This window comes from Erythrobacter sp. S57(2025) (genome assembly GCF_057365055.1).
Window position 1 is genome coordinate 1,209,189 of sequence record NZ_CP200299.1, and the last position, 20,062, is coordinate 1,229,250.

At 55.9% G+C, this 20,062-nt stretch carries 19 protein-coding genes; 11 read left to right on the forward strand and 8 right to left on the reverse strand.

What is annotated here, in order from left to right:
- Window positions 1–42: 42 nt before the first annotated feature.
- From parE to AC0V6N_RS05865, 5 genes are all read left to right on the forward strand, one after another.
- Window positions 43–2,034, forward strand: a complete 1,992-nt coding sequence (gene parE / locus AC0V6N_RS05845; protein ID WP_486170649.1) for a DNA topoisomerase IV subunit B — start codon at window positions 43–45, stop codon at window positions 2,032–2,034.
- Complete coding sequence (locus tag AC0V6N_RS05850) at window positions 2,027–2,410, forward strand: hypothetical protein (protein ID WP_486170650.1); 384 nt, start codon at window positions 2,027–2,029, stop codon at window positions 2,408–2,410. The genes parE and AC0V6N_RS05850 overlap by 8 nt, the downstream gene beginning before the upstream one ends.
- 39 nt (window positions 2,411–2,449) lie before the next feature.
- Window positions 2,450–3,763, forward strand: a complete 1,314-nt coding sequence (locus AC0V6N_RS05855) for a serine hydrolase (protein WP_486170651.1) — start codon at window positions 2,450–2,452, stop codon at window positions 3,761–3,763.
- A gap of 93 nt (window positions 3,764–3,856) precedes the next feature.
- On the forward strand, window positions 3,857–4,723 hold the full coding sequence (locus AC0V6N_RS05860) for an AAA family ATPase (protein WP_486170652.1): 867 nt from the start codon (window positions 3,857–3,859) through the stop codon (window positions 4,721–4,723).
- Between the two features lie 66 nt (window positions 4,724–4,789).
- On the forward strand, window positions 4,790–5,899 hold the full coding sequence (locus AC0V6N_RS05865) for a hypothetical protein (protein ID WP_486170653.1): 1,110 nt from the start codon (window positions 4,790–4,792) through the stop codon (window positions 5,897–5,899).
- Window positions 5,900–5,921: 22 nt separating this feature from the next.
- On the opposite strand, the gene AC0V6N_RS05870 is transcribed toward AC0V6N_RS05865, so the two are convergent.
- Window positions 5,922–7,322 (reverse strand): methyl-accepting chemotaxis protein, encoded by a 1,401-nt coding sequence (locus AC0V6N_RS05870; RefSeq protein WP_486170654.1) that lies wholly within the window; start codon window positions 7,320–7,322, stop codon window positions 5,922–5,924.
- 124 nt (window positions 7,323–7,446) lie between these two features.
- Here AC0V6N_RS05870 and AC0V6N_RS05875 point away from each other — a divergent pair, with 124 nt between their 5' ends.
- Window positions 7,447–8,631 carry a vWA domain-containing protein gene (locus AC0V6N_RS05875; RefSeq protein ID WP_486170655.1) on the forward strand — a complete coding sequence of 395 codons (1,185 nt, stop codon included), beginning with the start codon at window positions 7,447–7,449 and terminating at the stop codon, window positions 8,629–8,631.
- A 14-nt stretch (window positions 8,632–8,645) separates the two neighbouring features.
- On the opposite strand, the gene AC0V6N_RS05880 is transcribed toward AC0V6N_RS05875, so the two are convergent.
- Both AC0V6N_RS05880 and AC0V6N_RS05885 read right to left on the reverse strand, forming a co-directional pair.
- A complete protein-coding gene (locus AC0V6N_RS05880) occupies window positions 8,646–9,545 on the reverse strand; it encodes a hypothetical protein (RefSeq protein WP_486170656.1) in 900 nt (299 codons plus the stop codon).
- 63 nt (window positions 9,546–9,608) lie between these two features.
- Window positions 9,609–10,841 (reverse strand): exo-beta-N-acetylmuramidase NamZ family protein, encoded by a 1,233-nt coding sequence (locus tag AC0V6N_RS05885; RefSeq protein WP_486170657.1) that lies wholly within the window; start codon window positions 10,839–10,841, stop codon window positions 9,609–9,611.
- 78 nt (window positions 10,842–10,919) lie between these two features.
- On the opposite strand from AC0V6N_RS05885, the gene AC0V6N_RS05890 reads away from it, so the two are divergent.
- Complete coding sequence (locus AC0V6N_RS05890; protein WP_486170658.1) at window positions 10,920–11,402, forward strand: TspO/MBR family protein; 483 nt, start codon at window positions 10,920–10,922, stop codon at window positions 11,400–11,402.
- Here AC0V6N_RS05890 and AC0V6N_RS05895 read toward each other — a convergent pair.
- On the reverse strand, window positions 11,399–11,914 hold the full coding sequence (locus AC0V6N_RS05895) for a DOMON domain-containing protein (protein ID WP_486170659.1): 516 nt from the start codon (window positions 11,912–11,914) through the stop codon (window positions 11,399–11,401). The two genes, AC0V6N_RS05890 and AC0V6N_RS05895, sit on opposite strands and share 4 nt — an antisense overlap.
- Before the next feature lie 77 nt (window positions 11,915–11,991).
- On the opposite strand from AC0V6N_RS05895, the gene tyrS reads away from it, so the two are divergent.
- The 4 genes from tyrS (at window position 11,992) to cysK (ending at window position 16,004) form a co-directional block, all read left to right on the forward strand.
- Complete coding sequence (gene tyrS / locus AC0V6N_RS05900) at window positions 11,992–13,218, forward strand: tyrosine--tRNA ligase (RefSeq protein WP_486170660.1); 1,227 nt, start codon at window positions 11,992–11,994, stop codon at window positions 13,216–13,218.
- Between the two features lie 163 nt (window positions 13,219–13,381).
- Window positions 13,382–13,720, forward strand: coding sequence for a PilZ domain-containing protein (locus tag AC0V6N_RS05905; RefSeq protein ID WP_486170661.1), 339 nt, complete (start codon window positions 13,382–13,384; stop codon window positions 13,718–13,720).
- 33 nt (window positions 13,721–13,753) lie between these two features.
- Window positions 13,754–15,082: an MFS transporter gene (locus AC0V6N_RS05910; protein WP_486170662.1), complete on the forward strand. Its 1,329-nt coding sequence runs from the start codon at window positions 13,754–13,756 to the stop codon at window positions 15,080–15,082.
- Between the two features lies 1 nt (window position 15,083).
- Entirely contained in the window at window positions 15,084–16,004 is a 921-nt protein-coding gene (gene cysK / locus AC0V6N_RS05915) for a cysteine synthase A (protein WP_486170663.1), read from the forward strand.
- 105 nt (window positions 16,005–16,109) lie between these two features.
- On the opposite strand, the gene AC0V6N_RS05920 is transcribed toward cysK, so the two are convergent.
- From AC0V6N_RS05920 to AC0V6N_RS05935, 4 genes are all read right to left on the reverse strand, one after another.
- Window positions 16,110–17,915, reverse strand: coding sequence for an acyl-CoA dehydrogenase C-terminal domain-containing protein (locus AC0V6N_RS05920; protein ID WP_486170664.1), 1,806 nt, complete (start codon window positions 17,913–17,915; stop codon window positions 16,110–16,112).
- Window positions 17,916–17,979: 64 nt separating this feature from the next.
- Window positions 17,980–18,447, reverse strand: a complete 468-nt coding sequence (locus tag AC0V6N_RS05925) for a MerR family transcriptional regulator (protein WP_486170665.1) — start codon at window positions 18,445–18,447, stop codon at window positions 17,980–17,982.
- Window positions 18,448–18,479: 32 nt separating this feature from the next.
- Complete coding sequence (gene hisI / locus AC0V6N_RS05930; protein WP_486170666.1) at window positions 18,480–18,881, reverse strand: phosphoribosyl-AMP cyclohydrolase; 402 nt, start codon at window positions 18,879–18,881, stop codon at window positions 18,480–18,482.
- A gap of 341 nt (window positions 18,882–19,222) precedes the next feature.
- Window positions 19,223–20,041, reverse strand: coding sequence for a ComF family protein (locus AC0V6N_RS05935; protein ID WP_486170667.1), 819 nt, complete (start codon window positions 20,039–20,041; stop codon window positions 19,223–19,225).
- Window positions 20,042–20,062: the final 21 nt, after the last annotated feature.

The window sequence follows — 20,062 nt, forward strand, 5'->3', positions numbered from 1 at the left end:
TGCTGCTTGTGACCGAGGGCACCTGCACCCTATATCAGTGGCATGTCCGACGATCTGTTTGAAAACACGCCGACCTCAAGCGGCGATTACGATAGCTCCTCCATCGAAGTTCTCGAAGGATTGGAGCCCGTTCGCCGCCGCCCCGGCATGTATATTGGCGGCACCGATGATCGCGCATTGCACCACCTTGCTGCCGAAGTTCTCGATAACTCGATGGACGAAGCGGTCGCGGGCCATGCTAACCGCATCGAAATGCGCCTTGAGGAAGGCAACCGGCTCAGCATTTCGGACAATGGCCGGGGCATTCCGGTTGATGAGCACCCAAAATATCCGGGCAAGTCGACGCTCGAGGTGATCTTGTCGACCCTGCATTCGGGCGGCAAGTTCTCCGGTAAAGCTTATGCGACCAGTGGCGGCTTGCACGGCGTGGGCGTTAGCGTCGTCAATGCGCTGTCATCTCTTACCCGCGTCGAAGTGGCGCGTGACAAGCAGCTTTACGCCCAGGAATTCTCCAAAGGCGTCACCACGGGTCCGATTGAGACCGTGGGGTCGGCGCCGAACCGGCGCGGTACGACCGTTACCTTCATTCCTGACACCGAGATTTTCGGTGATCGTAAGTTCAAACCTGCTCGCCTGTTTAAGCTTGCCCGTTCGAAAGCGTATTTGTTCGCAGGCGTTGAAATCCGCTGGAAATGCGCAGAAAGCCTGACAAGCGAAGACGTACCCGCTGAGGCAGTTTTCAAATTTCCCGGCGGACTTGCCGATCATCTGGCTGAGCAAGTTGGAAAACGCGAATGTGTTACCGCGCAGCCCTTCACCGGCAAACAAGACTTTCCTGAAGGTGACGAAGGCGTTGGTCAGGGCCGCGTGGAATGGGCGATTGCCTGGCCGCTCTACTCCGATGGCTCGACCAGCTGGTATTGTAACACCGTCCCCACCCCTGATGGCGGCACACATGAACAAGGTGTTCGCGGAGCACTGACCAAGGCTCTTCGCGCCTTTGGTGAGCTAACCGGCACCAAAAAGGCGAAGGACATCACTGCCGACGATGTGATGACGGGCGCCGAGGTGATGCTGAGCGTCTTTATCCGCGATCCGCAATTCCAATCACAAACCAAGGATCGGCTGACCTCACCAGAGGCCGCACGCCTCGTTGAAGCAGCCGTGCGCGACCATTTCGATCACTTCCTCACCGACAATATGGACCGCGGCAAAGCGCTCCTGGGCGAAGTGATGGAACGCATGGATGAACGGCTCAAGCGCAAACAAGAGCGTGAGATCAAGCGCAAGACAGCTACCAATGCGAAAAAGCTGCGACTGCCTGGAAAGCTGACGGACTGTTCTGGCGAAGGCGACCGCGAAACCGAGCTGTTTATCGTTGAGGGGGATTCGGCCGGTGGCTCTGCCAAACAAGCACGCGACCGCAAAACTCAGGCGATCCTGCCGATTCGAGGCAAAATCCTGAATGTAGCGAGCGCGACCGCTGACAAAATCCGAGCGAACTCCGAAATCGCCGACCTAACGCTCGCCATGGGATGTGGGACACGCAAGGACTGTGATCCGGCAGATCTGCGCTATGATCGCATTATCATCATGACCGATGCTGACGTTGATGGCGCGCATATCGCCACGCTCCTAATGACATTCTTCTTTCAAGAGATGGCGGAGATCGTGCGCGATGGCCGTCTCTACTTGGCGCAACCTCCACTCTACAAACTGACGGCGGGCAAAGAGAGCCGCTATGCTCAGGACGAGGCTGACAGAGAGAAGTTGGAAGCGACCGTCTTCAAGGGAAAGAAGGTCGAGGTTGGCCGCTTTAAAGGTCTTGGCGAAATGAACCCCGGCCAATTGCGCGAAACCACCATGAACCCAGACACACGCTCATTGATCCGCATCACGCTGCCTCAAGAATTTGAGCAGCGTGCGGGTGTAAAGGAACTGGTCGAGCAGCTTATGGGCCGCAATCCTGAGCACCGTTTCAACTTCATCCAAAACCGTGCGGGCGAAATGGACCGCGACATGATTGATGCCTGACCAAGAGCGGCCAAAGCCGGAATATAAGGATCCGCGCAAAGAAGACATTGTCTATGGTGATCGGCGTATCTCGCGCCCCGACGTGTCTCTGCCAGACTGGGAAGTTCCCGATGCGGCATACCGTCCAGTGCCGATCGTGTGGTTTACAGGCGCTCTATTTGCTGAGATTTTTCTGGTTGGCATCATTGCGCTGATCCTAAGCAGTCAAAACCCTTGGATCACAATTGCGATGACGGGAATTGCCACGGGCGGGATCGCCGGATGGACATGGCAGCGCGGAATGAGCGAGGCAGGGGCCGGTTGGAAGATCGCGACCGTGCTGATGCTCATGTTCATATATGGAATGACATGTCTGGCGCTGAGCTCTCAGCTCTAGGGTTTGTTCGCGCACAGCACCGCCTCTGGGAGAACTGCATTGAGAAACCGCACTCTAACGCTAGGCGTCACTGGGCTTTTGGCCTGCGCAGCCATTGCCCTGCCCGCGCCGGTTTATGCTCAGGAGCCGGAAATAGCAGAGACCTCAGAACAGACCGCCCTTGAAGTGCGAGCTGAGCAGGTAGTTGCGGTGGTGAATGGAGAGCTGGACCCGCAAGAGGTCTTCACAGACGGATTTCTCTCGGCTGTACCGCCTAGCCAATTGGCGGCGATTTCAGCGCAATTGACCGGGCAATATGGGCAGGCCCTTGCAGTTGAAAGTCTCGATCCTCCAAGCGGCACGCGCGCTGCTCTCGAAATCCGAATGGAGCGCGCGATTGCCCGCGGCGGCATCGCGATTGCTCCGGGCGAAGACAACAAGATCAGCGAACTGCTGTTCCAGACTTTTGAGCCAATTGATGACAGTGCTGCGAAGATTGAGGCAGACTTGGCTGCCCTTCCCGGTGATATGACCTGGTATTTCGGAACGACAGACGATCTTGTGCCGCCGATCATGGAAAGCGGCACAAGCAATCAGATGCCAATCGGTTCAACCTTCAAGCTCTATGTCCTAGCGACACTTGCCGAAGAGGTGGCTGAGGGGAAGCGCACTTGGGGTGACGTGGTGACGCTGGGCGAGCCTCGTAGCTATCCCAGCGGGCGCATGCAGGATTGGCCAACTTCGTCTGAAGTCACGCTTGAGACGCTCGCAAATATGATGATCTCAATCAGTGACAACACAGCAACCGATGCATTGATACGTGAACTGGGCCGTGATCAGGTTTGGGATACGCTGGTTGGAAGCGGGCATAGCGATCCTGCGCTCAATAATCCGTTCTTGATGACGCGTGAGATGTTCCTTTTGAAAGGCGGCCCCGAAGAACGCCTTCGCGACTTTCGTACCTCAGACGAATTTGGACGCCGGCAAATCCTCGAGCGCATTGAAGAAACACCGGTTGCGCCCCTCGAAATTCTCTCAGCGTTTTCAAACGGTCCCAACGCACTTGATGTGGAATGGTTTGCGAGCGCCAACGATATCCGCGCTTTGTTCCGCTACATGCGCGAACATGCTGATCCGCGTGCCTTTGAGATCATGGCGACCAACAAGTCTATGCCGGACGTTCAGGCGGAAACCTGGTCCTATGTGGGGTATAAGGGTGGCTCCGAACCGGGCGTCCTAAACCTTAGCTGGCTGTTGACCGATGGTGACGGCCAAGACCTCGCACTGATCCTCAGTTGGAGGAACAGCGAGGCCAATCTGAACGAAGGCCAGCTTGAACAGATTGCGCAACGCATCCTCCAGTTAGATCGATAATCGCGCCCATATTGAACGCGCTGCAACACACTCTTGCATGGTGGCCTCACGCCCCCTATCGCGTCTTCGCAAACCAGTTTTGAAGGGAAACCCATGAGCGACCAGACTACAGGACAGCGTTTTGAAGGCACCAGCGACTATATCGCGACCGACGATCTAAAAGTCGCGGTCGATGCAGCTGTTACCTTGCGCCGTCCACTGCTTGTAAAGGGTGAACCAGGCACGGGTAAGACGGTGCTGGCGCATGAAATTTCCAAGGCTATCGGTGCCCCGCTGATCGAGTGGAACGTCAAGTCGACGACGAAGGCACAGCAAGGCCTCTATGAGTATGATGCGGTCGCCCGTTTGCGTGATGGTCAGCTAGGCGAAGAGCGTGTCCACGACATCCGCAACTACATCAAGAAGGGTAAGCTTTGGGAAGCCTTTACCGCGCCAGAACTCCCCGTTCTACTGATTGATGAGATCGACAAGGCGGATATCGAGTTTCCCAACGATCTGCTTCAAGAACTCGACCGGATGAGCTTCGACGTTTACGAAACGCAGGAGCGGATTGAGGCGAAAGAGCGCCCCATCGTGGTCATCACTTCGAACAATGAAAAAGAGCTGCCTGACGCATTCCTGCGCCGCTGCTTCTTCCACTATATCAAATTCCCAGACCGCGACACGATGGCATCGATCATTGAGGTTCACTATCCTGGCATCCAAAAAACGCTCGTCAAAAAGGCAATGCATGTCTTTTACGAACTGCGTGAAGTGCCCGGTCTGAAGAAAAAGCCATCGACCAGCGAGTTGCTCGATTGGCTCAAGCTCCTTTTGAACGAAGACATGCCATTGGAAGTGCTGCAGGATGCCAATCCCAACAGCGCAATCCCGCCATTGCACGGCGCTTTGCTCAAGAATGAGCAAGACGTGATGATGTTTGAACGCCTCGCGTTCATGGCACGCCGCAATCCGACCTAATCAAGCGGCCTTGCCCAAAGAGGTAAGCGTCCTATGATCCCTCCCATTGTTGGGAGGGATTTTTTCATGGTGTCTAACGCAATTCGGGCTTTGGCAGCGATCACTGCCAGTCTTTCTGTTTCTACTGCGACAATAGCGGTTGCGCAGCCTGCTCAGGTCCGTGTCGACGCGTCTTCTGACTGGGAGCACCAGTGGAGCGCCATGACATTCCCAAGCAAGTTTGGAAGTTATGAACGAACCGGAGTCACGGCTTTTGAAGAGCAGGAAACCAATATTGCCGGGCAATATCAGGACCGATCGACGGGCACCATACTGACGGTCTACATCTACCGCCCAGCCAATCCCTCTACCTCAATCTGGTTTGATCGCGCGCTGATCGCAATTGGCGTACCGGAAGTTGAGGACAATTATGGGACTGTCGATCTGGAGGACCTCAAGATTGGCGCTTTCACTCCAAATGGCGGGGTAAAAGCAAGCGGCCTTTACAGTGTACTTGCCGTTAGCGGCAATTTTCGAAGCACCGGTGTTGCGCTCTACCGCTCTGACCAATGGCTGGTCAAAGTCAAAATCAGCTCGCAAAACCTTTCCGTCGAAGAAATGGAGGCTTCGCTAAAAACAGTGCTCAGCGACCTTCCTGTGTTGGAGAGCATTGATGATAGGCCAGCTTATTTCGTCGAAGAATGCGCTGCTCCGCTAGAAACAGCTGGTTCGCAGGCAGTCCAAGAAAACCTTGGCGCAATCGCGCTTGCGCAGGCAGCTTCTCTGGCGGCATTCCAAATTCCACAAGATGAATTGGATCAGTCAGAGCAAGACGCTGTGCCGACCAATCCCGCCACCCTAACCTATTGCCGCCAAGGCGCTCGTTCGCGCTCGTTCAACATCTTCCAGTCCCTCGATGGGAGCAACAGGTTCACTCTCGCAATCGGAGACGCGGGTAAAAGCATCGATGTCTACCCTGACTTGGTAGCGGGCGCGTTGAATGGAGGCGCGGGCGAGCCCACTTATGCTGTACAAACGGCGACCGGGCTTGAATATGCGCTCCATACTCCCTTTGTGGGAATTCCCAGTCTCGAACAGCTTTCAGGCAGCGTAAATGGGACTGTGATCGCCAAGGTTTCCCGCCCGCTTGAGGACGGGGTCGGCGCCACTATTACGTTGGCTGTTGGTCCAGAATAAGGCTGATCAGCACTTCGAGCGGTCAATCGAAGCTGTATGCCAACTCTAGATCGCCCCAGCGCTTCCCGTTGATTCTCAACGGGACATAAACATTGCGGACGATCCTGTAGTTTGTCCCATCACCTTCTTGGCGGTAAATTGCCATCATAAAGGGGGCATCGCTGTTCTTCGCCTTTATGTCGATCGGGTTGAGGATTTTCCGACCATTCCGGCAATACTTCGTGTCATGAGTAACGTCACCGGTCGGCTCTCTCGACCAATCAGTAACATGAGTGGGTAGAAAGCCGTTCATGTCGGCCTGTGAACACATGATTACAGCGCTTTTCTCTGCGAAAAGCTCGTCATTGATCGGTCGCCAATTCGCATCGGCCCAGTTGCAGAGGGCTGTTCTGTAAAGCTGCGGATTGCTGCCTTCGACAGGCTTGTAGTGGCTGTCGAACAGCGCATTTGTCGACAGATCCCCATCGGCGATCGCCAGTTCAGTTTTCTCAACGAGGTTTGCGGCGAGTTCCTGTGCCCTCTCCACCATCAGGCTGTCTTGAGGGCTGAGCCCTGCATGCACGATTAAATCGAACATCTCGCTTGCGGTAAGTTCAAGGTCTTCCATGCGCTGATGGACGCCTTGCAAATCTTTTTCATTGGTGCGTGCCGCTCTATCATAGCTGAGCAAAACGTCTTGAACGCCGTTCACATGACCGCTGATCGTGCCAGTTGCGCGCGCAATCACGTCGTTCTGCTTGTCGACCTCTTCGACAATTTCACCCACGGTGGAAATTGTACTTTCAATCCGCGCGATCGACTCCTTGGCATCACCACTCGCGCGAGAGCCCTCTTCGATCTGGCCGATAACCGCGGCGGCTTCTTCACCTAGCGTATCGATTGTGCTTGCGATTTCTTCGGTGGCTAGTCGCGTGTCATTTGCGAGGCTTTTCACCTCGCTTGCAACGACAGCAAAGGTCCGCCCGGCATCGCCAGCCCGCATCGCTTCGATGGTGGCGTTTAGCGCCAGAATATTGGTCGTCTCAGCAATCTCACCAATATCAGAGGCGCTGCGGCGCACCTGATCCATCGCTGCTGAAAAGCTGGTCACATGCTGACCCAAGGCCTCGACAAGCTCGAGCAAGGCTCCGATCTGTCCGAGTGAGGAATGTATGAGAGACGTGCCCTCGCCCAGACGCTCAATCGCCTTTTCAGACAAAATGCGCGCTTCGTCGCTCGCTTCGGAGACTTTAACCTGATCCGCATCGAGTGCAGCGACTGTGCCGCGCAGTGCCTCGTGTTCTTCACGCAGCGTTTCGGATGAACGGATAACAGCTTCGACAATACCCGCTACGTCGGTGCATCCGACTGTAACGGCGCCGCATTGTTCTGGAATCTTATCGATTGCGGCTGCGTTATTTGTATCAATTGCGATCGGCTTCATGGTGCTCTTTTTTCCCTTATAGGATCGCGTTACCGTTGATATGGTTAGCAATCTCTTAAGGGGAGTTGCGCAGGGGCAAACCAAGGGACTGGTAAAGCCTCAAGGCGGTCGTTAAACCGACCTCATGTTTTTCAATTTCATGGACGAACTGCGCGAAGCCGGAATCGGCGCGAGCTTTAAGGAACACCTCACTTTGCTTGAGGCGCTCGACAAAGACGTGATCGAGCAAACGCCTGAAGCGTTTTACTATCTCAGCCGCGCGACTTTCGTAAAAGACGAAGGGATGCTCGATACGTTCGATCAAGTCTTCCACAAAGTCTTCAAAGGCATCCTGACTGATTATGGCCAAAACCCGGTCGACATTCCCGAAGACTGGCTGAAATCAGTCGCCGAGAAATTCCTCTCCGAAGAGGAAATGGCTGAGATCGAAAAGCTCGGCGATTGGGACAAGATTATGGAGACGTTGAAAGAGCGTCTTGCTGAGCAGGAAGAGAAGCACGAAGGCGGTAATAAGTGGATCGGCACGGGCGGCACATCGCCCTTTGGCAATTCCGGCTACAATCCTGAAGGCGTGCGCATTGGCGGGGAGAGCCGTCATAAGAAGGCAGTGAAGGTCTGGGAAAAGCGCGAGTTCAAAAACCTCGACAACACGAAAGAGTTGGGCACGCGCAACATCAAAATGGCGCTGCGTCGTCTGCGCCGATTTGCCCGCGAAGGCGCACAAGATCAGCTTGATCTGGAGGCGACGATTGATGGCACCGCGAAACAAGGTTGGCTCGACATTCACATGCGTGCTGAGCGCCGTAATGCGGTGAAGCTGCTGTTGTTCCTCGACGTGGGCGGTTCAATGGACCCGTTTATCAAACTGGTCGAAGAGCTGTTCAGCGCGGCCACGGCGGAGTTCAAGAACCTCGAATTCTTCTACTTCCACAATTGCCTCTATGAAGGCGTATGGAAGGACAACAAACGCCGCTGGCAGGAACGCACCAAGACCTGGGATGTGCTCCACAAATACGGCCACGACTACAAAGTCGTGTTCGTCGGCGATGCCGCGATGAGCCCCTATGAAATCACGCATGCGGGCGGCTCAGTTGAGCATATGAATGAAGAAGCGGGCGTGACGTGGATGAAACGCGTCACCGACACTTATCCCGCGACAGTGTGGCTCAATCCTGTACCCGAAAAGCAATGGGGCTATTCGCAAAGCACCAAGATGATGAAGGAGCTGGTGAACGACCGCATGTACGCATTAACGCTCGACGGCTTGGACGAAGCGATGCGCGAGCTTAGCCGGAAACAAGGGCATTGACGGCTATATAGGCATTACAGCCCCATCGCAGTGATAGCCATCACCGGCTCTGTACCCAGTCCTGTGGTGAATTCCTTTGCTCTTGATGGGTCGTGGCACTCCGGCGGATCGGGTGGCGTGGTTCCAACAAATATAGGCATGGGATCATCCCAAGTTCTGGACAGCGCGTCCTGACATTCCTTTCCGTAGTGCACGAGAGTTAGCGTAACTCGAAAACGTGACCCTGGCGCAAGCGCACTCCCGTCGCGCATATTGGTTCTTACATAGCCCCCCAAGCCATAAAGCAGGTTGTCGAAGAGCCGAGCCGTATCTTCAAAGAGGGCTGGATCTAGTGGCGAGCGAACTTCGAGCAATTGGCAGATACGTTCCTGCGTCTCTTGCACCTGACATTCGAGATCCGCGCTGGCTTCGACACCTTCAGCCCATGATTGGAAGGGGAACACTCTGAACAAGCTGGTACTAGTTGGCCAATATTGCCAAGTTAGTTCACTTGCTGGGATCAATGGCCCAGTATCTAAGTCTATCTGAGGCACCTGAAACTCCTCAATTCGAAGAGGACCGACATAGTGTTCCCGGCCGAAGCTCCTTGAGCGACTTTCATATCCAAGCCTGTAGGACCAAAGCGTCGCCTCATCTTCTATCTGGTTTTGCAAGGTACACATTGCTCTAGGTGCAGCGCTGCGGACGCGCTCAAAGCACTCCACCTCGAGTTCGACCGCAGGCAGCACTGTCAAATGCTTCGGGAAGCCGGGAAAAAGGTGGTGCAGCCGGTTTGCGGTGACATCGATTTCGATAGTGACTGGGTCTTCGTCACGCATAGAGCCTGATGCCTCGACATGCTGCCCCTGAGCCGCAGAACCGAACAATACAAAAAACGCTAAGGCGGCTAATTGACCAATCTTCTTCGACTTCATCGCCCTGCCCCTCGATCTCATGGGACTATGAGTTTCACGATTGTCGACTGAACGCCCGCTGTATCAATACAGCAGATGCCCCCGCACCGTCTGCACCCAAGCCGCCTCATCCCCTGAAGCAAGCGTATCAAGCGCATCTGGTCCAGCGCCAGTGTCATCCACCCACTCGCGCAAAGACGGCCCGCCATTGATTACGTCGATGGCGAGCACATCATTGGTGTATTCGTACTTGAAGTCCGTACCCCGCCACAGTTCGTACTCGGGATAGAGGTTGCGGATGGCTTTGAACGCCAAAGCCTGCAAACGCCATGGCTTGAACGCCGTGTGGTCGTAATCGGGCCCTTCTGCGTGTAACATCAATGCGTTGCACAGCTTTCCTGCATGTTTATGGAAGGTCGGTTCAAACCAGCAATCACGCATTTTAACGCCAGCACACCAATCAGGTGCGAGTGCGAACATTTCCGCCATTACGGCTTTGGCGTCGATATCGGGCGCACCGAATAGCACTTCGAGTGGCCGCGTGGTGCCGCGACCCTCTGACACCGTGGCTCCTTCGATCATCACTGTGCCGGCATAGCAGCGCGCCATATTGACGCTGGCTGCATTGGGCGAGGGATTGACCCAGATGCGGTCCTCAGGCCAGCCAAAACCAGACCCTACCGCTGACCTGCCGGCGTCAGGCTGCCATCCCTGCATGGCGACTACTTTGTAAGCGACGTCGAGACGGAAGTGCTCCACGAACCAATGGCCCATCTCCCCCAATGTGAGGCCGTGGCGCATTGGCATGGGGGCTGCACCTACAAAGCTCTCATGCCCCGGAACCAGCAACGTCCCCTCCACCGGGCGACCGGCGGGATTAGGACGGTCGAGCACCCATACCTCTTTGCCCGCTTTCGCCGCTTCCTCCAGCAGGTAGAGCAGCGTGGTGACAAAGGTGTAGATACGACAGCCGAGGTCCTGCAGGTCGAACAGGAACACATCCGCGCTCGACATCATCTGCCCGGTCGGGCGGCGCACTTCGCCATAGAGCGAGAAGACCGGGATACCGTATTGCGGATCAGTCTCGTCCTGGGTCTCCACCATATTGTCCTGTTTATCGCCTTTAAGCCCGTGCTGCGGGCCGAACGCGCTGGTGACGTTAACGCCTGCCGCTATCAGTGCATCGAGGCTGTGCGTCAGATCGGCAGTCACGCTGGCCGGATGCGCGACAAGCGCGACGCGGCGGCCCTTTAACTCAGCGAGCAAAGCGGGATCAGCGAGCAGACGGTCAATGCCGAATTGGACGGAGCTAGTCATACAAAGCGAGGTGGAACAGTGCCGCTGTAAAGGCAAGCCTTGAGGTCCCACCCATCCTCATCCATAGCGCTGGGCACCATGGACTACACCGCCCTCACCTTCGCAATTGCCTATGGCCTCGGCCTCAACATCGCCGGCGGGCTGCTCACTGACGTGGGCGAGTGGTATCAAAATCTAGAGAAACCGTGGTTCCAGCCCCCTGGTTGGGCCTTTGCGCCTGCATGGACGCTTATTTTGGGTCTCGCAGGCTGGGCGCTTTATATCGGGTTGACCGAGGCGGAAGGATCGGCGCACACCACAATCGCCATCGCATTTGGCGTAAATGCCGTGTTGCATTTCCTGTGGTCGCCGCTGTTCTTCAAATTCCGGCGTCCCGATTGGTCCTTTATAGAAAACTTCGCGCTGATCGCTTCGTGTGCTTGGCTTATCTATGTCCTCGCGCCCGTATCGAGTTTCGCTGCATGGTTGATCGTGCCGTATCTGGTGTGGACCTGTTTTGCACAAGCGATCAATTACGGCGTGGTGAAGTTAAACGGACCCTTTGGCGAGCAGGCCGCTTAACGGTCGACAATCAACTGGCGGCATGCTTCGGAATGAAAGTCCGCTTGCCCCGGTCCAAAGGCGAGCGCCCAATATTGAAGCGCCCCATCTGCATGCTCGACAATCGCGCTTAGGCCCACCTGAGCAGGCGCGGGTAAGTCTGCGGCAATACTGGCTTTGAGCACCAATCCGTTCACATCGTTAGCTCTGGAGACCGAAATTGCATCCACCGGCGCATCGCGCATCCCTTCGCGAAAAGCATCAAAATCATAGGCCGCCCATGCCCCTGATGGTGAAAAATTGAATTCGCGATAGCCGGAGGAGCCGATGGGTTGCCAAAAGAATTCCAGACACGTCGTCTTCCAAAGCTCCGGCGTGCGAACCGATGGGGCAGCTGCTGGCAGACGTACCGCATTGACGCGGCCATCAAGGCGATATTCTACTTCGCAACCGTCTACGCTGGCCTCGATGTTGGCGGTAATTGCGCGGATCGGACCAAGGTCGCAGGTGCGGTGGAGCATGAGTGTGTGCATGGCAAACGCTATTGCGTAAGGGGATGATTGCCGCAAGCCACTAGAACCGCCCTGCCCACGCTGTTAAGCGCTGCCCCATGACTTACGAATCCGATCTGCTGCGACTGCTGGAAGAGCGCGGCTACATCCACCAAGTGACCGATCCCGGCGCGCTCGATGAGCTCGCTGCAAAGCAGGTCGTGCCTGGATATATCGGCTTCGATGCGACTGCGCCCAGCCTGCATGTGGGCAGCCTTGTCCAGATCATGATGCTGCGCCGGTTGCAGCAAGCAGGACACAAACCCATTGTCGTGATGGGCGGCGGGACGACCAAGATCGGCGATCCGTCGGGCAAGGATGAGAGCCGCAAGATGCTCACCCCTGCTCTGATCGATGAAAACATCGCGAGTATTCGCACAGTTTTTGAAAAGCTGCTGACCTTTGGCGATGGGCCAACCGATGCCATCATGGTCAACAATGATGAGTGGCTTTCTGCCCTGGGCTATGTTGAGTTGCTGCGCGATGTGGGCCCTCATTTTACGGTCAATCGGATGCTGACATTCAACTCGGTGAAACTGAGGCTAGACCGCGAACAGCCGCTGACCTTTCTCGAGTTTAATTACATGATCCTCCAAGCCTACGACTTTGTAGAGCTGGCACGCCGGTATGAGTGCAAGCTTCAGATGGGCGGAAGTGACCAATGGGGCAATATCGTCAACGGAATGGAATTGGGCCGCCGGATGGAAGGCCGAGACCTGTTCGGCCTGACCACGCCGCTGCTGACCACCGCTGATGGCGCGAAAATGGGCAAGACAGCTGCTGGCGCAGTGTGGCTCAACGAAGAGCAGCTACCCGCTTATGATTTCTGGCAATACTGGCGCAACACCGATGACCGTGATGTGGGGCGCTTCCTGAAACTCTTCACCGATTTGCCGCTAGATGAAATCGCTCGGCTCGAAGCGCTAGAAGGTGCTGACATCAACGAAGCCAAAGTCGTCCTCGCCAATGAAGTGACCAAGCTTGTCCGAGGCGAAGATGCTGCGAAGGCCGCCGAGGCAACCGCGCGCGACACATTCGCTGGCGGCGGCGCGGGCGAAGATCTGCCCACACTGGCCGTGGGCAGCTCAGGCATGCGGCTTGGCCCGGTGCTAACAGAGATCGGCTTCACCGGTTCAAACGGTGAGGCCAAGCGCAAGATTGCTGAAGGTGCGGTCAAGATTGACGGGAATGTAATCCTTGATCCAGGCTATGTGGTGATGGTGCATGATGGCACGCAACTGAAGTTGAGCCTGGGTAAGAAAAAGCACGGCCTGCTGACGCCTTAGCACGCGCTCTCCACTCAAACTAACGCTGTAAAACCACACGCTGCGCCGCGTCGTTCTGCGTCTGCGGTACAATCCTAAGTCTTTTTACCAATTATCAGCCTTTATCGCGCATTAGGGTTCATGCCCGAAAGAAATCGGGTTGGATTTGTAGGGAGGCGTGGGCGTGACTGCCGGAGCTAATCTAAGCGTAACTGACCTGCGCCGCGCGGCGCGCCATCCGGTGGATTTCCCGGTAATCGTTGAGCATTTTGCTCACGGTGACATCAATTTGCATGTCTGCAATCTCTCTGCCCACGGCTTTATGGTCGATGATGCAGGCAAGCTTTCTCGCGGTGATCGCGTCATCATCCGCCTGCCTGTGGTGGGACGGATTGAGGCTTACGTGATCTGGACCCGTGATGAGCGCGCTGGTTTTCAGTTTGAGCGGATTATTCGCTTGGATGACTTTGTGGCAATCATTGACACGCTTCAGCCAAACCCTCGCCTGCGCAAAGGGCGCTAAACACAAACTTCGCTGACAATTAGGACCGTTTGCTTGGCAGGTGCATCCGCGCCTGTCATGGACACAGGCGTGAGCAGCGCTGAACCCACCCACCCCCTTCAGGTCCATAATTTCCGAGCCTATTTGACATCGCGTTTTGCGATGACGCTTGGCCAATATGCGATGATCCTGATCATTGGGTGGCAGGCCTATAATCTAGCCCGTGATGCTGGCATGAGCATTGCGGAGGCTTCGGGGCAACTCGCTCTGATCGGTCTTTTGCAATTCCTGCCGCTGTTTGTGCTCACTCCTTTCACTGGACTTGCGGCGGATAAGTTTGATCGCCGCACCATCGGATTGCTGACAATTTGCCTGCAACTTGGGTGTGCCGCAGTGCTTGGCTGGTTCACATACCAACAAAGCATTTCGCTGCCTGTGCTGTTCGCTGTGGCCATTGTGCTGGGGATTGCGCGGGGGTTTGCCGGGCCTGCTTTGTCAGCGCTCTCACCCAATCTGGTGCCCAAAATTCTCCTCCCAACAGCAATCGCGGTTTCGACCGTCGCTTGGCAATTGGGATCAATCCTCGGGGCGGCCATGGGTGGTTACCTCTATGCCATCACGCCCGCCCTTCCTTATGCTGTGGCTGGTGGCTTGTTCGCGCTTGGCTTTGTGATGCTCGCATTGGTTGGGAAAGTTCCTCAACCTGCGATGCGAAAGGACCAGCGACCCATCGGTGCGATCGTTGATGGCATGCGATATGTTGGCCGCAACAAGATGGTGCTGGGCGCGATCACGCTTGATCTGTTCGCAGTTTTCCTTGCGGGCGCAAATGCATTGCTGCCGGTTTTTGCGCGCGACATTTTGGATGTAGGCGCGGATGGCTTGGCGCAGCTGGCCATGGCACCCGGTATCGGCGCAGCGCTGACGGCGGCTTATTTCTCTTTCCGCCCGCTCAAAACCAATGTCGGGCCAAAGATGCTGTGGGCGGTGCTTGTCTTTGGCCTTGCCACCATTGCCTTTGCCATATCGCGCTCGATGGCTTTTAGTCTCGCTATGCTGTTTATCATTGGATCGGCTGACATGTTCAGCGTCTATGTCCGCCAATCGCTGATCCAATTGCACACGCCGGACGATAAGCGCGGCCGCGTTTCCTCTGTCAGCATGATGACCATCAGTGCCTCCAATGAAGGGGGCGATGCGTTTTCGGGCGCCCTCGCCTTTGCCATCGGTCCGGTTGCCGCTTTGATAGCTGGTGGCATGGGCGCAATTGTAACCGTTGCGCTGTGGAGCCGAATATTCCCAGTGTTGCGGACGACAAAGACCTTCGATCCGCCAGATGATCTGTTACAAGACACACAACAAAACAAACCCCAGGAGGCCTGAGATGAAAGCTGCAAACATCCTAGAGACTATCGGCAACACACCGCATATTCGCCTGTCGCGGTTGTTTCCCGATCACGAAGTGTGGCTGAAATCAGAGCGCGCCAATCCCGGCGGTTCGATCAAGGATCGCATCGCGCTCGCCATGGTTGAAGACGCTGAGGCCAAAGGCCTGCTTAAACCCGGCGGGACTATCGTTGAACCAACCAGTGGTAACACAGGCATCGGTCTGGCGATGGTGGCTGCGGTCAAAGGCTATTCGCTGGTGCTGGTGATGCCTGAAAGCATGTCAGTCGAGCGCCGCCGCCTGATGCTCGCTTATGGTGCAAGTTTCGACCTTACGCCCAAAGAGAAAGGCATGAAGGGCGCGATTGAACGCGCGACCGAGATTGTCGAGAGCACTGATGGCGCGTGGATGCCAAGCCAGTTTGAAAACGGCGCGAACCCCGCCGTGCACGCCCGCACCACCGCGCAGGAAATCCTCACGGACTTCGCCGACAATCCCATCGATGTGATGATCACAGGCGTTGGAACAGGCGGTCATCTGACTGGCTGCGCAGAAGAACTGAAAAAGCATTGGAGCAGCTTAAAGGCCTATGCAGTGGAACCCGAAGCCTCTCCCGTGATCAATGGCGGCGAACCCGGCCCCCACCCCATTCAAGGGATCGGTGCGGGCTTTATCCCAACCAACCTGCATACCGATGCGATTGACGGCGCGGTTGCAGTGAACGCCGATGCGGCCAAGGAAATGGCACGCCGTGCAGCCAGCGAAGAGGGCATGCTGATCGGCATTTCCTCTGGCGCGACCTTGGCGGCAATTGCGAAGAAACTGCCTGAATTGGACGCAGGCACGCGGGTAATGGGCTTCAACTACGACACTGGCGAGCGGTATCTGTCAGTGCCGGATTTCTTGCCAGTGGAATGACACGGGGCATCACACCCGTCTGGTGAAGACACAAAAGAGGCCCGGTTCCCCCCAGAACCGGGCCTCTTTCACGTGACGATACGGGTATTTCGTCAGGCTGCTACCTTAGGCAGCAGTCGCGAAAGCCTCTTCAGGAAGCGCCATCATATTTTCGCTTCCCGCTTCAAGCTTGCGCCGCAGAGCTCCTGCATCGGGCAAATAGCGCTCTGCATAATAGGACGCAGACGTCATTTTTGCCTCATAGAAGGCTTTATCCTCAGGTGAGCCTTGCAGTGCTTCGTTGGCAACCTTGGCCATTTTCAACCAGAAAAAGCCGAGTGTAACGATGCCCATGATGTGCATGTAATGGTGTGCGCCGGCGCCTAAGTGGTTCGGGTTAGCCATCGCATTGTTCATGAACCACATGGTCGCAGCTTTCTGCTCACCAAGGGCTTTTTCAAGCTTCTCAGCCAGCGGTGCGAGCGCTTCAACCGATTTCGCGCTGGCGATTTCTTCGTCAATCATCGCGAAGAAGGCCTGAACTGCGCGGCCACCTTTGCTCGCAAGCTTACGACCGCAAAGGTCCATCGCCTGCACGCCATTGGTGCCTTCGTAGATCATGGCGATGCGGCTATCGCGTACGAACTGCTCCATGCCCCATTCCTTGACGTATCCGTGCCCGCCATAGACCTGCTGCATGTTGTTCGCGATGTCATAGCCTTTGTCAGTGCCGTAGCCTTTGATCACAGGAGTGATGAGACCGATAAGATCGTCAGCCAGCTGGCGCTCTTCCTCGGTCTGCGCTTTGTGAGTAAGATCCACTTGCAGAGCGCCCCAGCTGCACATGGCGCGCATACCTTCGTTGAACACTTTGGCGTCCATCAACATGCGGCGCACGTCGGGGTGTACGAAGATCGGATCAGCTTTCGCTTCAGGCTCCGCTGGGCCAGACAATGCTCGGCCCTGACGACGATCAAGCGCGTAAGTCACTGCATTTTGATATGCGACTTCGGCCTGCGCGAGGCCTTGGAGGCCCACACCCAAGCGCGCGGCGTTCATCATGACGAACATGGCGGCAAGGCCCTTGTTCTCTTCGCCAACCATGTAACCGGTGGCTTCGTCATAGTTCAGCACACAGGTCGCGTTGCCGTGGATGCCCATCTTCTTTTCGATAGAGCCACATGAGACACCGTTCCGGTCCGCAGGCTCACCGTTCTCGTCGAGGAGGAACTTAGGCACGATAAAGAGCGAAATGCCCTTTGAGCTGTCCGGCGCTCCCGGTGTCTTCGCAAGCACAAGGTGGATGATGTTGCTGGTGAGGTCATGCTCGCCGGCAGAGATAAAGATCTTGGTTCCGGTGATCTTGTAAGAGCCATCAGCTTGCGGCTCGGCCCTTGTGCGGATCATGCCGAGATCGGTGCCGCAATGTGGCTCAGTTAGGTTCATGGTGCCAGACCATTCGCCGGAGATCATCTTCGGCAAATATGTCTCTTTCTGCTCCTGCGAACCGGCCGCTTCAATCGCCGCCGACGCGCCATTGGTAAGGCCGGGATACATGCCAAACGCTTGGTTCGCGGTCGCGGTGAATTCTTCCATTGCAAAAGCAAGGACGTGCGGAAGGCCTTGGCCGCCGAACTCTTCAGGCTTTGCAAGAGTGCCCCAACCGCCATCGACATAGGCTTGATACGCTTCTTTAAAGCCATCGGGTGTCGTGACGGAGCCATCATCGTGGCGCGTGCAGCCTTGCTCATCACCGATCTGATTGACTGGCGCGAGCACTTCAGCTGCGAATTTGCCCGCCTCATTCACGATCGTATCGATCATATCCTGTGTGGCATTCTCAAATCCCGGCAGATTGCCATAACTGGCAAGGTCCAGCATTTCGTTGATGACGAAACGAGTGTCACGGGTGGGAGCGGTATAGGTTGGCATCAGGAGATCCCCTTCTGAGCTTAGGTGCTGGTTTGGTTCTTAAATACGTATTCGGCGCGTTGGCTTAGCCAAGGTCGAGCTGCTCGATTTCCTGAACAAAGCCCGTCAGTTCTTTGATCGACGAATCGATATCAGCGCGCTGCGCCTTCAATTTTGCGATATGCGTCTTGCACTTCTCGATTGTGACACGGCGTTGTTCAACGCGGCCATCGTCAAGATCGTACAGATCGATCATTTCGCGAATTTCAGTCAGGCTAAAGCCTACATTCTTGGCGCGCATAATCCATGCAAGCCGCGCACGGTCGCGCTTGGAATAGACACGGGTCAGCCCAACGCGTGCGGGACTGATTAGTCCTTCGTCTTCGTAAAAGCGCAGTGCACGCGCGGTGCATTCGAACTCTGACGTGAGATCAGAAATCGAGAATTGCTCTCGGCTGAGTTTGTCGGGGCGATCGAGGTGGGCGCCATTGCGCAGCTGGCCTTCGCCTGCCGAGCTTGCGTTGTCATTTTTGTGATCAGGTGCTGTAGCCATGAGTAACTACATACCTTCCCTTTACGTGAGCGTCAAGTCTTGACCTTAACGAGAGCATTCGCGTTCTCGGCGTCAGGATCAAGCACCCTATAAAAGCAACTGCGTGCCCCCGTGTGACAAGTGGGGCCGGCAGGCCGCGCATAGATCACTAGCGCATCTTGATCGCAGTCCACCCTGATTTCCTCAACATGCAGCACATCGCCAGATGTCTCACCCTTCATCCAAAGGGCTCCGCGAGAGCGCGACCAGAAATGGACCTTCTTCGTTGAACGGGTGAGCGCCAAACTCTCTTCGTTTACAAAAGCGATCACCAACACCTGGTGCGTTTCAGCGTCCAAAACGACACAAGCCATCAACCCATTCGAATCGAATTTGGGTGCAAAGCGTATGCCTTGTTCAATTTCCGCCTTGGTCAGCGCGCCAGAAGTGCTCACGAATAATCTCCAAATTGTCCGCAAAACGCTGCGCGGCACGGTAGGTGGTTCGCCTCATGCGACGATTTGTTGCACTATAACAACAGATGCACACGAAAATTTCCCTAGATCCGCGTTTACCCTTCACCATCGGTAAGAGGAGTGGGACAACGCGGCTCTTGGATGTGCAAACATCCGTCCACCGAAAACACGGCATTTTCAAGTGCCAGGTTCAGGGGGTGTCGATCAGGGCCAACAGCGGGGTGTTGGAATGGTCGATTGAACGATGAGGGATAGGATCCTGAAACCGAAGTTAGGGGGTCGGTTTCTGAGCTCTTCTTGAGCGGTTCCGTTTCATTTCGTCACGTGGCGCCCGGGGCTGTACCAGCCTCGGGCGTTTCGTTTTTTGGGCCTCTATTTGCGCCCATCCCGGTCCCATCAATCACTCGGGCAAAGCAAGCAATCCGCACAGAAGCGGCCCCTGCATCGAGCAATGCCGCTACACAGGCATCGCTGGTTGCGCCGCTGGTCAACACATCATCCACCAAGAATATATGGCGGTTTTCGATCTGCCGTTTGCGGGACTTGTGAACGCTGATAGCCCCGCTCAGCGCCGCCTCCCGCTCTTCCCGGCCCAATCCACCAAGGCTGGGGGTTTGTTTCTGACGAGTGAGAGCGTCGACTATCAGCCGTCCTTTGCCGCGCTTCTCCAATTCTCTTGCGATCAACGCGGCCTGATTGAAGCCGCGCTGCCACAAACGCCACCGATGCAGGGGTACAGGGATAAGTAGAGGCGCCCCCTCACCCTGCTCCACTTCACTAATTCGCGCCGCCAATAACTGCCCGAATAGTGGTGCAAGGGCGATCTTGCCGCCATGCTTGAATGATAGGATGAGCTTTCGCGAGGCATCATCATACAAAGTGGCAGCAATTACGCCTGAATGACGCGGCGGTTTTTCTGTGCAGCTGTAACACCTTGGTGATTTGGCGAACGCAGCGCTTCCCATGGGACGCTGACAGGTCGAACATGCTGGGTCGCCCGGCACCTCCAAATCGGACCAGCATTCAACACATAGACCTCCCTGCGCTGCAATCGCGACCCCGCATAAGGGGCAACGCGGCGGATAGACGAGATCAATGACCGGCCTCAGCCCTTCGGATAGATGCGCCCCAATTCCCATTGCTCAGCACTCTCTCATAGC